Source organism: Halomicrococcus pelagicus (assembly GCF_050954125.1).
The window spans coordinates 67736-81296 of record NZ_JBPBWC010000010.1 but is presented as its reverse complement, the minus strand read 5'-3'; the positions used below and the strand labels follow the sequence as shown (position 1 = coordinate 81296).

Sequence of the window (13561 nt, the reverse complement as noted above, 5' to 3'; positions counted from 1 at the left end):
CGGAAATCGACGAACGTCGGCGGCGGTCAGTCGCTCCGGACCGCGCGGGAGTCGTCCGAGCCGAAGCGGTCGAACGCGGACTCGAAGTCGGTGTCGTCCTCGGAGATGGCGTCCCAGGCTTCGAGACCGCGCTCCTTCCGGGTGCCGGGGATGGTGTTGTCGAGGAGGAACGCGACGAGACCGCCGACGGCCATCCCGGTACCGCCGATGACGTAGACGGTGTCGGCGACGACCTTCGTCCCGAGGACCGGACCGAGCACGGCGACGTTCCGCATGTTCTGGCGGAAGAACGCCGCGCCGCCGACGCCCTCGGGGGCCGCGCTCGCGACGTTGGCCATGTAGGCCGGAATCGCCAGTCCGACGAACAGCGCGACGCCGATGACGTAGATGTTCCGCGAGGAGTCGAGGTCGACGTACTTCAGGTTCGAGAGGCCGACGGCGACTATCTGGCCGAACATGGCGACGTAGAGGCCGCCGATGACGGGGTCCGGAATCGAGCGGATGAACGCGCCGAAGTAGCCGACGAAGCCGACGCCGAGCATCGCGACGGCCCCGATCTGGACGACGTAGCGCGAAGCGACGCCGGTCAGCCCGATGGCCCCGATGTTCTCAGAGTAGGAGGTCGACCCGCCGGCGCCCATGACGCCGGCGAAGACGTTCATCAGCCCCTCCATGCCGATGCCGTGGTTGATGCGTCTCTCGCTCGGCGCGCCGAGACCGGAGAGGCGCGCCACCGCGTGGTAGTCGCCGAAGCTCTCGACGATGGAGGCGCCCACGCCCGCGAGCATCCCGACGACGAGCGAGGCCTCGACGCGGGGGACGCCCCACTGGAGCGGCGTCGGAACGACCACGGCGGGTGCCTCGAAGATGGTCCCCATGTCGACGTACCCGGCGGTTCCGGCGGCGTAGACGCCCAGTGCGGAGAGGACGGCGGCGACGGCGTACGCGGTGACGACGCCGAGCAGCACCGGGAAGAGCTTGAACGCCCGGACGCGGGTGTCGAGGTACTGCGAGAAGAGGGTGATGAGGACGAGCGTGAGCAACAGGAGCGGCCAGTTCTGGGTCGCCGAGGTCACCTGGCCCGTGCTGAAGAGGGAGAGACCGATGAGCGCGATGGTCGGCGCGATGACGACCGGAGAGAGGTAGCGGCGGATGCGCCCGATGAGGCCGAGGTAGCCGACGGCGACCTCGAACAGCGCGGCGACGATGATCGCCCCCTGGAGGCTCAGGAGGGCGGCGCGCCAGTCGGCCATCCCGGTGGGGTTCGTCGCCTGCACGACGCCGATGACGGCGAGGGCGGGCGCGAGCATCGAGAACGGCGCGCCCTGCACGATGGGGTAGCGGTTGCCGAACGTCGTCTGGGCCAGCGTGGCGAGACCGGAGACGACAAAGAACGTCCCGATGAACCGCGGCCAGAGGTTCGCCGGCATCCCGAGCGTCCCCGCGAGGATGAGCGGGACGGCGACGTTCGCTCCGACCATCGTCAGGTAGTGCTGGACGCCGAGCAGTATCGATTCGCCCAGCGGCGGTCGGTCCTCGATGCCGTACTCGACGAACGACGCTACCGACCCGTCCTCCGACGGTTCCTGGCCCGGTCGGCCACCGTCGGGTCGCGCGTCGCACGTCGCCGCTTCGCCCGGTCGCGTTTCGTCGCCCCCCGCTCCGTCGGAGCGTGCGGCGTCCGCCGCGTCGTCCGGTCGTGCGCCGTCCGCCGCTCCTTCGTCGGGGCGTGCGGCGTCGGAGACTCCGCCGTTCGATTCCGCCGTGTCGCTGTGTTCCTCGCTCATTCGCCAGTCCGTTCGTCGGATTCCTCGTAGTCGGCTTAAAAGTGGCGTTACGAAGAGCGAAGTGTATCCTACGAATCTCGCAATCGAGTGGCGGCGTCGCGGTCGGGCAGGGCGGCCATCGCGCCCTCCTCCGTCGTCGTCCGGGCGGCCACGGCGTTCGCGAAGGCGAGCACGTCCGAGAGGGAGACGTCGGAGCGGTCGTCTTCGGCGGCGAACGCGGCGAGCGCGCCCGCGGTGAAGGCGTCGCCGGCACCGGTCGTGTCCCTGACCGTCACGTCGTAGCCCCGGTGGGAGGCCGCCCCCGCTCCCCAGGGAGCCTCTGCCTCGGCGTGCGCGTACGCCCCCGTTCCGCCGAGGGTCAGCAGGACGGTGTGCGGGCCACGGTCCGCGACCGCGGCGGCGAGTCGCTCCGGTTCCTCGGTCTCGAAACCCGCCATCGCGAGGTCCTCCGGCGTCGCCTTCACGACCGTGGCGACGTCGAGCAGTTCGGCGACCGCGTCATCGAAGCCGCCGTCCGGCCACAGTTCCGGCCGGGCGTTCGGGTCGAAGACGACCTCGCAGTCGCGTTGGCGGGCGCGTTCGGCGAGGTCGACCGTGGCGGTCCGTCCCGGTTCGGTGGCCAGCATCACGCCGCCGACGTACACCCACTCGACCGCGTCGAGCGCCTCGTCGGGGACGCCGCCGGGTTCGAGGCGCGTGTCGGCGGTGCCGTCGCGGTAGAAGGAGAACTCGCGGTCGCCCGTCTCGTCGTGGGTGACGAACGCGAGCGTCGTCTGGGCCGCGGGGTCGCGTTCGACGAACCGGTCGGGGACACCGCGCTCGTTCAGCGTCTCGGCGAGGAAGTGGCCGAAGGGGTCCTCAGCGAGGCGCGTCCAGAACCACGGCGTCTCCTCCAGGCGGGCCAGCGCGACGGCCACGTTCGCGGGCGCGCCGCCGGGCCGTCTGGCGAACGACGGAACGTCGGAGAGCGGGCCGGGACGTTCGGGCAGGAAGTCTATCAGCGTCTCCCCCGAGACGAGTACGTTCGGGTCGGGCATGCTCGTTGTTGAGTCGTCCCCCGAAATAGTGTTTGTCACCCGCATCCCGCCGGGCTCGGACGGAGTCGAAGTTACAACAGGTCGTCGAGATGTGCCTTGCTGGTCTCGACGTACTCGTACTCCAGCGTGAACACCTCCAGGGAGAGCGTCCCCGACCAGTCGTCGGGGAACGCCGCGAATATCCGCTCGAAGTCGATGGTGCCCGCGCCGAACGGGAGGTGTTCGTCCTTCGGTTGCCGGGTGTCGTTCAGGTGGACGTGGCTCACCCGGTCGGCGTGGTCGGCGACGAACGCGGCGGTCTCTGCGGAGTCCAGTCCGTCGATGCGCGCGTGGCCGGTGTCGAGCGTCATCGAGACGTCCGTCTCGGCGAACAGCCGGTCGAACTCCTCGATGGAGAACCAGCCGCCCGGCACGTTCTCGGCGCAGAGTTCGACGCCGCGCTCGGCGGCGAAGGCGTCCAGGTCGGCCAGCGAGTCGACGACGGTCGCTCGCACCGTCTCGCCGTCCCACGCCGGCCGCCAGGCGTTCGAACTCGCGTGGACGACGCCCTTCTCCGCGCCGAACGCGGCGGCGACCTCGACGGCCGCCCGGAGCTCCCGGAGCGCGCCCTCGCGGACGTGGTCGTGCGGCGACCCGACGTCGAGCGTGAACGGCAGGTGGACCGCGAGGTCGAGGTCGCGCTCCTCGGCCGACTTCCGTACCGACTCGGGGTCGACGTTCCGATGTGCGCTCGGGCCGTCCAGCATCACTTCGACGTAGTCGAACCCCAGGTCGGCCGCCACGTCGAACGCCGCCTCGCGGTCCATCCCCATCTGGGTGACGAACCCGGTTCGCTCGTCCATGCCGGAGCGACGACGGACGGCGTGTTAGCTCTGGCGGGGCGGACGTCCGGGGAGGTCGGCGTTACGCGGCGACGTCGCCCGCGACGCTACTGGCGGTGCTGTTGTTCCCACCGTCGGTGAGGCGAATCTGGGCCGACTGCTCGCTGTCGAAGGCCCGGACGCTGTGCGTGTACACGCCCGGTTCGCCAGGAATCTGACCCGACCTGACCTGGAACGTTACCGTGCGGGACTCGCCGGGGGCGAGTTCGACCGTCTGTCGCTGGACGACGACGCCGCCGAACGCGTAGAAGACCTGCTCGACGCCGGACTGGTCGCCGGGGTTGGTGAGTTCCGCCGTCACCTCGAACGACTCACCGACGGAGACGGTGTCGGGCGCCGAGAGGTTCGTCACCCGGAATCCCGGCTCCTCCGGACCCGCGGTGGCGTTCCCCTGCGACAGCCGGGTCGGTTCGCCGAGCGTCACCTGCTGGTCCGCGTCCTGCAACAGCGTCCCGTAGCGGCTCTCGACCGCGAGAAAGCCGTACAGGAACTGGACGTTACGCACGCCGTCGGGGACGTCGATGGTACCCGCGTCACCCTGCGCCAACTGTTGGCGGACTCGGCTCGCCTCGGCCGCGCTGATTCGGTTCCCGAGGACGAGCCGCAGGTTGGTCACCCTCGCGTCCGTCGGGCCCGCCGACAGCGTCCCGGTCTTCACGAACAGCGTCAACGTTCCGTTTCGCAGCGTGAGGAATCCGCTCTCGACGAGTAGTTCCGTGTCCGCGAACGACACCCGCTCGTCGGTGAACTGGACCGGTTCGAACGTGGCGTTCGTCTGGTTAGTCTGGTTCGTATTTTGTGCCCTGCGTTCGCTCACGACGTCGACGGATGCCGAACCGTTCCGTTCGGAGGCGTCCGTCGTCCCAGCGGCGGGTGCCGCGACGAGCGCGAGGACCGCGAGGAACACGCCGAACTGCTGGACGTTCATACCGACGTACGTACGCCGCTTTCGTCGTTAAACGAGGCGACCGTTCGCGCTGTTCGGGGCCATACGCTGGCGTTACGGTCGGTGGTCGGCCCGGCGGGTCTCGTTCCGTCGACCCAGCGAGTCTCGTCCGTCGACCAAAGCGTCGGTCGCGAGAGGCGATGTCTGCAACACCGAGGTTCGGCAGGGGTTTCACCTCGGAAAGGTGGCGATACCGCGTGAACGGTTACCAACGGTCGTTAGTTACTATTCGGTGGCTCTGGTCGAAGGTGCGGGGGAAACGATGACCAACGAACCACCGGACGACGCTCGATTCGACTTCTCCCGTCGCGCGTTCCTCGGAAACTCGGGGCTCGCAGGCGGGGCCATGCTACTCGCGGGACAGGCGGCGGACGTCGCTCGTGGGGAACAGCGAAAACGACAGCAGGCGGACGACGACGCCGGCGTCGACGAGGAGGGACTCAAGTATCTCGACGTCGACGAGGCTCGGGTCGTACAGGCGATGGCGTCGCGCATCGTACCGTCCGACGAGTACGGGCCGGGAGCGGTCGAGGCCGGCGTACTCTACTTTATCGACCACCAGCTCGACAGCGAGTGGGGTGCAGGCGACAAGTGGTACATGGAGCCGCCGTTCGTCAACCGATACGAGGGAGCGATTCCCAACCAAGGATGGCAGTCGAATCTCGTTCCGCGCGAGGTGTACCGGTTCGCCGTCGAGTGGATAGAGGAGTACACGAGCGAGGAGTACGACAGCAGTTTCATCGAGCTGTCGGCCGAGCAGCAGGACGAGGTGTTGCTGGCCGTCCAGGAGAACGAGGTCGACACGTTCCAGTCCATCAAGCCGCAGGAGTTCTTCACGCTCTTTCGGCGGAACGTGCTGGAGGGGATGTACTGCGACCCGATGTACGAGGGCAACCGCGAGATGGTCGGCTGGAAGCTGAAGCGGTTCCCCGGGTCGCCGGGAGCGCTCGGGAGCTACAAGCAACTCATCGACCGCGGAGAGTTCATCCGCATCCCGCCGCGGAGCGTCGAGGACGACGTGGAGTCGGTCGGCATCGAGACCGGCGCGAGCGAGGGCGGGAACCAGGATCAGAGCCAGGGTGCCGTCCACAACCACGACCACGGCCCGCGGTACGAGTTCGAGGGCGAGAACCCCGACGACGTGCACGGGGACGTCGAGGAGGACACCGATGCCTGAGCGACTCGACCCCGTCGACGTCGTCACCGTCGGCGCGGGATGGACGGGTGGCATCGTCGCGAAGGAGCTCGCGGAGGACGGCAAGCAGGTCGTCAGCATCGAGCGCGGCCGCGATCGGAGCCCCGACGACTACCTCACGATGCACAACGAGCTGCGGTACGCGCTCCGCTACGAGATGTTCCAGGACCTCTCGAAGGGGACGCTGACGTTCCGGCTCGACCCCGACGAGGAGGCGCTTCCCATGCGCCAGCTCGGGTCGTTCCTGCCGGGGAAGGGCGTCGGCGGGGCGGGCGTCCACTGGAACGGCCAGACGTGGCGGTTCCTGCCGTACGACTTCCAGATACGGTCCAAGACGCTCGACCGGTACGGGCCGGAGAAGATTCCCGACGACATGCTGCTCCAGGACTGGGGCATCACGTACGAGGAGCTCCGTCCGTACTACCGGGAGTTCGAGAAGATGGCCGGCATCTCGGGGAACGCCGGCAACATCGAAGGCAACATCCAGGACGAGGGGAACCCGTTCGAGGGACCGCGCAAGATAGACTATCCGACCGAGGCGATGATAACGACGCCGGTCCTGGAGCGGTTCATGGACGCCGCGGCGAGTCAGGGCAACCACCCGTTCATGGCCCCGTCCGCCAACCTCTCGGAACCGTACACGAACCCCGACGGTGTCGCCCGGGGACCGTGTCAGTACTGCGGATACTGCGAACGGTTCGGCTGCGAGTGGGGCGCGAAGGCCGACCCGACCGTGACCGTCCTTCCCGTCGCCGAGGAGACGGGGAACTTCGAGCTCCGGACCCACTGCGACGTGCGCAGGCTGCAGTACGACGAACAGCAGGGCCGCGTCACCGGCGTGAAGTACGTCGACACCCGCGACAACACGGTGTACATCCAGCCGGCGGAGACTGTCGCACTCACGGCGTACGCGCTCTGGAACGTGAAACTACTCCTGCTGTCCGGTATCGGGGAGCCGTACGACCCGGAGAACCCCGAGGACAGCGGCAACGTCGGGAAGAACTACTGCTACCAGAACTTCGGCGGAAGCGCAACGGGCTTTTTCGACGACGAGGAGTGGAACCTCTACATGGGCGCGGGCGCGCTCGGCGCGGCCGCCGACGACTGGAACGGTAACAACTTCGACCACACCGACCTCGACTTCATCCACGGCGGCAACATCGCCATCACCCAGACCGGCAAGCGACCCATCGCGAACAACGCCTCGCCGCCGGACCTCGACCGGAGCTGGGGTTCGGAATTCAAGCGCGCCAGCCTGAAGTACCACAACAGCTCCGTCGGCATCTCCGCACAGGGCGCCGTGATGCCGCACCGGACGAACTACCTCGACCTGGACCCGAACTACACCGACCAGTGGGGCGACCCGCTGCTCAGGATGACGTTCAACTGGACCGAGAACGACCGGAAGCTCGCCGAGTTCGAGGGCGAACGCTGCGCCGAAATCATGGAGGCGATGAATCCGACGAAGATGCAGCATAGCAAGAAGGTCGAGGGTCAGAACGAGAACTACGACATCCGGCCGTACCAGTCGACGCACAACACCGGCGGCGCGATAATGGGTCCGGACAGCGATATCTCGGTCGTCAACTCGTATCTCCAGTGCTGGGACGCCGAGAACCTGTTCATCCCGGGCGCGTCGGCGTTCGCCCACAACAGCGGTTACAATCCGACGGGCACCGTCGGCGCACTGGCGTACCGGGCCGCAGACGGAATGAAGCAGTACTTCAAGCGCCCGCGGATGCTCGACTAGCGGTTTCTCTTTCGAAGACTGTTTTCTCTGGAAAACTATTTTCTCTCGAAAACGGGATGGTCGTCTCCGTCACTCCCGACGACGTCGCCGGTCGTCCCCGTCGTCTCTGTTACTCCCGTCGAAGTCGCCTGCCATCTCCGTCGTCGAACCGGCGTCACCGCTCTCGACCGACGGACGACGGAATCGACGGTTTAGCTACCGTCGGACACGTCTCCGTTGGTTTAGTTGCCGCCACCGCCGCCCCCACCGTCCTGAATCTCCACGTCGCCGACCATCGTCGTCGGGTGGATAGTGCAGATGTACGTGGTGATATCGGACGTGGCGACGAACCGCAGCGTCTGGGTAGCTCCCTGCTCCGCGAGGGTGTCCGTCACCGAAATCGCGTCGTCCGGCGGCGTGACCGTCTCAACGGTGGTCTGGGTGGGGGTTCCCTCCGGGGTCGTCGTCTGGGTGGTCGTCGTCTGGGTACCGGCGGTGCCGGTCTGGACGTCCGGGAAGATGACGGAGAGGTTGTTCCCCTGATCGTCCTGGAGCGCCCAGTTGTGAGGCTGGCCGTCGAGGTTCTCCCACGTCACCTCGTACACCCGCCCGGCCTGGAGCTGGAGCGTCGGGTTCTCCTGGTCGGCGAGGCGCTGTGGCTCGCGCCCCATCCACGCTTGCACCCGCCCGCCGAAGCTGAACGACGTCGCGGGTTCCTGTTGCGCTGTCGTCGTTGTCGTCGTCTCCTGTGCGGCCGACACCGCGGAGAGCCCGAACACCGAGCCTCCCGCGACGGCGAGGAAGCGCCTGCGTGACTGGCTACTACCGGAGCGTGAGTTCTCGTCCATCATCTCAGAACACCACCATCGAAGACCACCGACGAGACAATAAACGAGGGTTATCGTTCGGAGAGTAATCGAGCAGACGAACGACGAAACTCACGTTTCGAACGGGTAAGCGGCAGATAACGCCGCCCGTCGGTGGGGCCGACGATACGAGACTAATTGGACCGACAGCGCAAGGGTCGTCGGAAGGATAGCGCAAGCCGGTTAGGTCGACGGCGCGAGTCGTCTGGTGGGGGTCAGACGTATCCCTTGACGCTGGTGTGGACGCCCATCGCCTCGAGGGTCTCCTCGAGCGCGTCGAGGACGACCGCGAGGTCCTGCTGGAGGGCGTACTCGCGGTACTTTCCGCCCGCGGAGCCCTCGTTTATCTCGCTGACCGTGAGGATGCCCAGCATCGCGAGGTCGTCGAGGTGTTCGCGGAGCCAGCGCGCCGTCAGCGTCTCGCGCTGGGCAGCCTCCGAGAGGGCCTTGTACCGGGAGTATATCTCGCGGGAGCGCGCCGGCGTCTCGTCCTCGGCTTCGAGCGTCGCCAGCGCGTAGACGACCAGGCGCTCGTGGTCGTTCAGGTCCGCGATGCCGCGCGCGACCTGCTCGCGTTCCAGCAGGTCCCGACCGCGGCGGACGTGTTCCTCGGTCACCTGTTCGGCGTTCTCCTCCCGCGCGAGGTCGCCCGCCTTCATCAGCAGGTCGAGCGCCTTGCGGGCGTCGCCGGACTCCTGGGCACCGAACGCCGCACAGAGCGGGATGACGTCCTCCGAGAGCACGTCGTCCTTGAACGCGACTTCCTTGCGCTGTTCGAGGACGGCTCGAAGTTCGTTGGCGTCGTACGTCGAGAAGGAGATGGAGCGTTCACAGAGCGACGACCGGACCTTCGGCGAGAGGCTGTCCCGGAACGTGAGGTCGTTGCTGATGCCGATGAGACCGATTCTGGCCTCGGTGATGTTCTCGTTCTCCCGGGCACGCGAGAGCTGGTAGAGGATACTGTCGTCCTTGAGGTGATCGATCTCGTCGAGCACGAGCAGGATGATACCGCCGTGGTCGTCGAGTTCGTCCCACATCAGTTCGTACACCTGCGAGCGCGAGTACCCCGTCTCGCTGATGCGGTTGGCGGGGTCCCGGAGCATGTTGACGAGGTGGCTCGCGACCCGGTAGCTCGAGTTGAGACCGTCGCAGTTGACGAGTTCGGTCACCACGTCGAGGTCGTCGTACTGTTCGGCGTTGTCCGACAGCTTGTCGAGCAGGAACCGCGTCGCGGCCGTCTTCCCGACCCCCGCCTTCCCGTAGAGGAAGATGTTGTCCGGCTGTTCGCCGTAGATGGCCGGCTGGAGCGCGCCGTGGTACTCGTCCAGTTCGTCGTCGCGTCCGACGAGCGTGTCCGGCGTGTAGTCGTCCAGCAGTGCTTCCCGATTCTTGTAGGGAGAGTGCTCTCGAACGAATTCGAACGAACCCATTACCTGGGCGGAAACAGGGGACGCTCATAACGGTTCCGAACCACCCGTTCCGCTGATTCCGCTGATTCGTGTGTGTCAGACGGTGCGCCGACGGCGAGCGGGCAGAGAATCACTTCCCCGCGCCGGTGGATGCGGACTCCGTCGGTCTCCGTCGACGCACACCCGACGTCGACACAGTGTTCCCACCTCGACGCCGTGACTTCACGTTGACGGAGACCGCCGAACGTTCAGACGACCGTCGCCAGGGAAGACGCGGACCCGAGATGATTCGGAGACACACCACCCGTTCGTCTGTTTCCAGTGATTCGTCTGAAGCTAGGACTTAAAAGACACCCCCACCCCTTCGTTCCGCTGTGTGTGACGAGTAAGGAGGGATGGGGAACGGTATGGAGCCTTTGTAGTAGAAACTTTGAAGAGACCACCCCGAAAACAATACCCGCAAACTAGTCGAAAAAGACTATTTCATCTATTTAGTCGGAAGATAAACCGAGACGGTCGGTCGTTTCACACGAACGGTTCTGATCACCGCCGCCCGCTCGTTGGCCCTCCCCAGTACGACCTGCGAAGACAGAGGAACGATGGGGTGGGGGTATACTTAAACCACCACGAACAGAGGAAACTTCGGAAATGGTGCCCCTGTGTCTGAACCGCGTTCGTTCGCCGGCAAGACGTTCGGGGTATCGGGGGACGCTGGTCGAGAAAGGCCCAGACGCGGTCCAACGTCCCCGACCGGCCTCTCGAAGACAGAGGAACGACGGTGTGTGCGAACCGTCGGCTAGCCACGCCGTCCGAACCGGCGACGAACTGACGGTCGGTGAGGTCGCCGCCGGAGCGGTCGACCCTGCTGAGGACACGGTCCCAGGGACGACGGGGTTCCGCGTCCGCCAGGAAGACAGAGGAACGACGGGGTGGGGTGGTGGCGAACGACAGAAACGAGAAAGGAGGCGAGGGCATGAGACAGAGAGCGAAAACGACGGTCCGCGCGGCGGTCGCCAGTTAGAGGATGATGCTCTTCTGTCGGACCATCTCCTCGATGGTCAGGTGGAGGCCCTGCCGACCGATGCCGGAGGCCTTGTTGCCGCCGAAGGGAATGTCGCCGATGCCGTGACTCGGCGCGCCGTTGATGCGGACCGCGCCGGCGTCGAGTTTGTCGGCCACGCGGCGCGCGCGGTCGTAGTCCGACGTGAACACGGCGGCGTCGAGCGCGAGGTCGCCGCGGTTCGACACCTCGATGGCTTCCTCCTCGCTCTCGAAGGTCGTTACCGCAGCGACGGGACCGAACTGCTCCTCGTGGACGATGCGGGCATCCTGCGGGACGTTCGCCAGCAGCGTCGGTTCGAAGAACTGTCCGTCGCGCTCGCCGCCGCGCACGAGGTCCGCGCCCCTCTCGACGGCGTCCTCGACGAGTTCCTCGACCCACTCGGCCTGGTCCTCGCTAATGAGCGGCCCCATCTGGGTCTCCTCGTCGAAGAGGTCGCCGACGACCCAGCTGTCGACCTCGGCTTCGAGACGCTCGACGATTTCGTCGTGGACGTCTTCGTGAGCGACGACCCGGCTCACGGCCGAGCATCGCTGGCCGGCGTACTTGAACGACCCCTTCGCACAGGAGCCGGCGACGTCGGAGAGGTCGGCGTCCGGGAACGTGACCGCGGGCGCGTTGCCGCCGAGTTCCATGTGGAGGTTGACCATGCCGCTCTCGCGGGCTACGTGCTTGCCGGCCGCGCTGCTGCCGGTCATCGTGACCATGTTGATGCGGTCGTCGCCGACGAGCAGGTCCCCGATGGTGCTCGCGCGGCCGGGGACGAAGTTGAACGCGCCCGTCGGGAGGTCCAGGTTCGAGACGACGTCCGCGAGGATGGCGGCACTCACGGGCGTCTTGCTCGCGGGCTTGAGGATGACCGAGTTACCGGCCGCGAGCGCGGGCGCGATCTCCAGGGCGGTGGTCGAGAGGGGGTAGTTGTACGGCGTGATGGCCAGGACGGTGCCGATGGGTTCGGGTTTGACGATGGCCTCCCAGCCCTCGTGTCCACTGGTGGTCCCCTGGCGGAACTCGCCTTTGAGGTCGCGGGCTTCCTCGGCGGCGCGGCGGAACCGCTCGGCGGCGCTGTCGACCTCGCCGCGCGCACTGGAGATCGGCTTGCCGGCCTCGCGGACGATGACCTCCGCGAGTTCGTCCTTTCGCTCCAGCAGTTCGTCGGCGATGGTCTCGACCCACTCGACGCGCTGGGGGATAGTCGTCTCGCGCATCTCCACCTGCGCTCGCTGGGCGGCCTCGAGCGCCGCGTCGGCCTGCTCGCCGTCAGCCGCGGCGACCTCCGCGAACACGCCACCGTCGGCGAGGTCGGTTACTTCGAGGACGTCGTCGGCGTCGCGCCATTCGCCGTCGACGTAGAGCTGTTCCCGCCGGTGGATCGGTCGTTGTGACATACTTCGACTTTAGTGCCCCTGCGGTAAATCATTTACTCACAATCGGATTAATGTTCCTTCCAGTACCCGAATCTGTTCGAGAATCCCTGCTCGTCCGGACGTGTCGAGAGCTCCCGTCTCCGAACTGAACGCTGGATCAGTTCCCCCTCACTACGCTCGGGGTCAGAGTCCGGTCGGCCCGAAGTCGGATTGCCGTCTCTCCCTCTCCTGTTCCAGGGTCGGACCGCTGTCGCCCTCTCTCTCGTCTCGGGCCCGAGTCGTACGGGCGAGGACCCCGTTTTCCGCTATCGCGGTCGTGTCGTTCGACGCCGCACGGACGAAAAAGTGTGACGGGCGCGACGTGACGGAGAAGAGGTGAAGGGAGCGGCGTAAGGGGTAGGATGGACCGAGTACGACGCGACGGACCCAGTCCGATTATTGGCGACGATAATCTGAGTGAGACATTTATACAAGCTACGGAAACTCACGGACGAGGAGATGGTCTCGAACGTCCGGACGGCCCCGGGAGTCATCGAACGAAACGACGGCAGGCACGACTACCTGCTCCACGAGGGCGAGCGATATCTCCTGTCGCTCTCGGAGGTGGGCCGGAACATCATCGCGCTCTCGGAGGCGGGACTGGACGCCGATTCCCTCTCAGCAGTGCCAGACGAGCGAGCGCGCGAGGCCGTCGACGAGCGGACGGAAGCGTACACGGCGGCGCTCGACGCCATCAACGACCACTACTTCGATGCCAGAGCGTTCGAGGAGGACGCTCGCGGCAAGTTCCACAGGTACGACTCGACGGTCGAACGGAACCTGCGGTCGACGGTCGCCGAGGAAGCCTCCGCCTGCGTCGAGGACCTCCGGCGGCTACTGGACGCACACGACGCGCTCGTCGACGCCCTCGAGTCGACGGGGTTCGCGGACCGCGACGAACGCCTGGAGACGGTCGCGTCGCGCAACACCGGCCGGGCCGTCCGGGAGGGGTGGTATCCGGTGGTCCGGGCGTACGACCTCGCACTGAATCCGGGCGAGCGCATCGCGGAGGGGAAAAAGCGCAGGCGACAGCGCCTGTACGGCCAGGCCGACCTGCCGGGTGTCGCCGGACTGCTCGACACGGCGCTGTTCGAACAGTTGACCCGTGACGACCTCGATCGCCTGCGAGCGTTCGATACCCGCGCGCCCGAGGACGCCCTGCGGGTTTCGAGTCGACTCGTCGAACGTCACCGGTGGCTGCTGGCGGAGACCGGCCGGCGGCGTCAGTGAAAGCGACTCGCGTCG

General features: G+C 66.7%; 10 protein-coding genes. 3 read left to right on the top strand and 7 right to left on the bottom strand.

Annotated features, from left to right (window positions below):
* Positions 1-26: 26 nt before the first annotated feature.
* From ACRYA2_RS17075 to ACRYA2_RS17060, 4 genes are all read right to left on the bottom strand, one after another.
* Positions 27-1787 carry a uracil-xanthine permease family protein gene (locus ACRYA2_RS17075; RefSeq protein ID WP_433630735.1) on the bottom strand — a complete coding sequence of 587 codons (1761 nt, stop codon included), beginning with the start codon at positions 1785-1787 and terminating at the stop codon, positions 27-29.
* Between the two features lie 68 nt (positions 1788-1855).
* On the bottom strand, positions 1856-2824 hold the full coding sequence (locus tag ACRYA2_RS17070; RefSeq protein ID WP_433630732.1) for a carbohydrate kinase family protein: 969 nt from the start codon (positions 2822-2824) through the stop codon (positions 1856-1858).
* Between the two features lie 71 nt (positions 2825-2895).
* A complete protein-coding gene (locus ACRYA2_RS17065; RefSeq protein ID WP_433630729.1) occupies positions 2896-3666 on the bottom strand; it encodes a sugar phosphate isomerase/epimerase family protein in 771 nt (256 codons plus the stop codon).
* Positions 3667-3727: 61 nt separating this feature from the next.
* Positions 3728-4633 carry a CARDB domain-containing protein gene (locus tag ACRYA2_RS17060; protein WP_433630727.1) on the bottom strand — a complete coding sequence of 302 codons (906 nt, stop codon included), beginning with the start codon at positions 4631-4633 and terminating at the stop codon, positions 3728-3730.
* Between the two features lie 280 nt (positions 4634-4913).
* Here ACRYA2_RS17060 and ACRYA2_RS17055 point away from each other — a divergent pair, with 280 nt between their 5' ends.
* Complete coding sequence (locus ACRYA2_RS17055) at positions 4914-5828, top strand: gluconate 2-dehydrogenase subunit 3 family protein (RefSeq protein ID WP_433630724.1); 915 nt, start codon at positions 4914-4916, stop codon at positions 5826-5828.
* Positions 5821-7596, top strand: a complete 1776-nt coding sequence (locus ACRYA2_RS17050) for a GMC family oxidoreductase (RefSeq protein ID WP_433630721.1) — start codon at positions 5821-5823, stop codon at positions 7594-7596. The genes ACRYA2_RS17055 and ACRYA2_RS17050 overlap by 8 nt, the downstream gene beginning before the upstream one ends.
* Before the next feature lie 221 nt (positions 7597-7817).
* Here ACRYA2_RS17050 and ACRYA2_RS17045 read toward each other — a convergent pair whose 3' ends face one another.
* The 3 genes from ACRYA2_RS17045 to ACRYA2_RS17035 all read right to left on the bottom strand — a co-directional run bounded on the left by ACRYA2_RS17045 (position 7818) and on the right by ACRYA2_RS17035 (position 12298).
* Positions 7818-8423, bottom strand: coding sequence for a plastocyanin/azurin family copper-binding protein (locus ACRYA2_RS17045; protein WP_433630718.1), 606 nt, complete (start codon positions 8421-8423; stop codon positions 7818-7820).
* Positions 8424-8656: 233 nt separating this feature from the next.
* A complete protein-coding gene (locus tag ACRYA2_RS17040) occupies positions 8657-9871 on the bottom strand; it encodes a Cdc6/Cdc18 family protein (RefSeq protein ID WP_113275957.1) in 1215 nt (404 codons plus the stop codon).
* A 996-nt stretch (positions 9872-10867) separates the two neighbouring features.
* Positions 10868-12298 (bottom strand): aldehyde dehydrogenase family protein, encoded by a 1431-nt coding sequence (locus ACRYA2_RS17035; RefSeq protein WP_433630715.1) that lies wholly within the window; start codon positions 12296-12298, stop codon positions 10868-10870.
* Positions 12299-12775: 477 nt separating this feature from the next.
* Here ACRYA2_RS17035 and ACRYA2_RS17030 point away from each other — a divergent pair, with 477 nt between their 5' ends.
* Entirely contained in the window at positions 12776-13546 is a 771-nt protein-coding gene (locus ACRYA2_RS17030; protein ID WP_433630712.1) for a hypothetical protein, read from the top strand.
* Positions 13547-13561: the final 15 nt, after the last annotated feature.

Coding starts and splice junctions, on each gene's coding strand:
- ACRYA2_RS17075 (WP_433630735.1), bottom strand. CDS start 1,787: ATGAGCGAGGAACACAGCGACACGGCGGAATCGAACGGCGGAGTCTCC.
- ACRYA2_RS17070 (WP_433630732.1), bottom strand. CDS start 2,824: ATGCCCGACCCGAACGTACTCGTCTCGGGGGAGACGCTGATAGACTTC.
- ACRYA2_RS17065 (WP_433630729.1), bottom strand. CDS start 3,666: ATGGACGAGCGAACCGGGTTCGTCACCCAGATGGGGATGGACCGCGAG.
- ACRYA2_RS17060 (WP_433630727.1), bottom strand. CDS start 4,633: ATGAACGTCCAGCAGTTCGGCGTGTTCCTCGCGGTCCTCGCGCTCGTC.
- ACRYA2_RS17055 (WP_433630724.1), top strand. CDS start 4,914: ATGACCAACGAACCACCGGACGACGCTCGATTCGACTTCTCCCGTCGC.
- ACRYA2_RS17050 (WP_433630721.1), top strand. CDS start 5,821: ATGCCTGAGCGACTCGACCCCGTCGACGTCGTCACCGTCGGCGCGGGA.
- ACRYA2_RS17045 (WP_433630718.1), bottom strand. CDS start 8,423: ATGGACGAGAACTCACGCTCCGGTAGTAGCCAGTCACGCAGGCGCTTC.
- ACRYA2_RS17040 (WP_113275957.1), bottom strand. CDS start 9,871: ATGGGTTCGTTCGAATTCGTTCGAGAGCACTCTCCCTACAAGAATCGG.
- ACRYA2_RS17035 (WP_433630715.1), bottom strand. CDS start 12,298: ATGTCACAACGACCGATCCACCGGCGGGAACAGCTCTACGTCGACGGC.
- ACRYA2_RS17030 (WP_433630712.1), top strand. CDS start 12,776: ATGGTCTCGAACGTCCGGACGGCCCCGGGAGTCATCGAACGAAACGAC.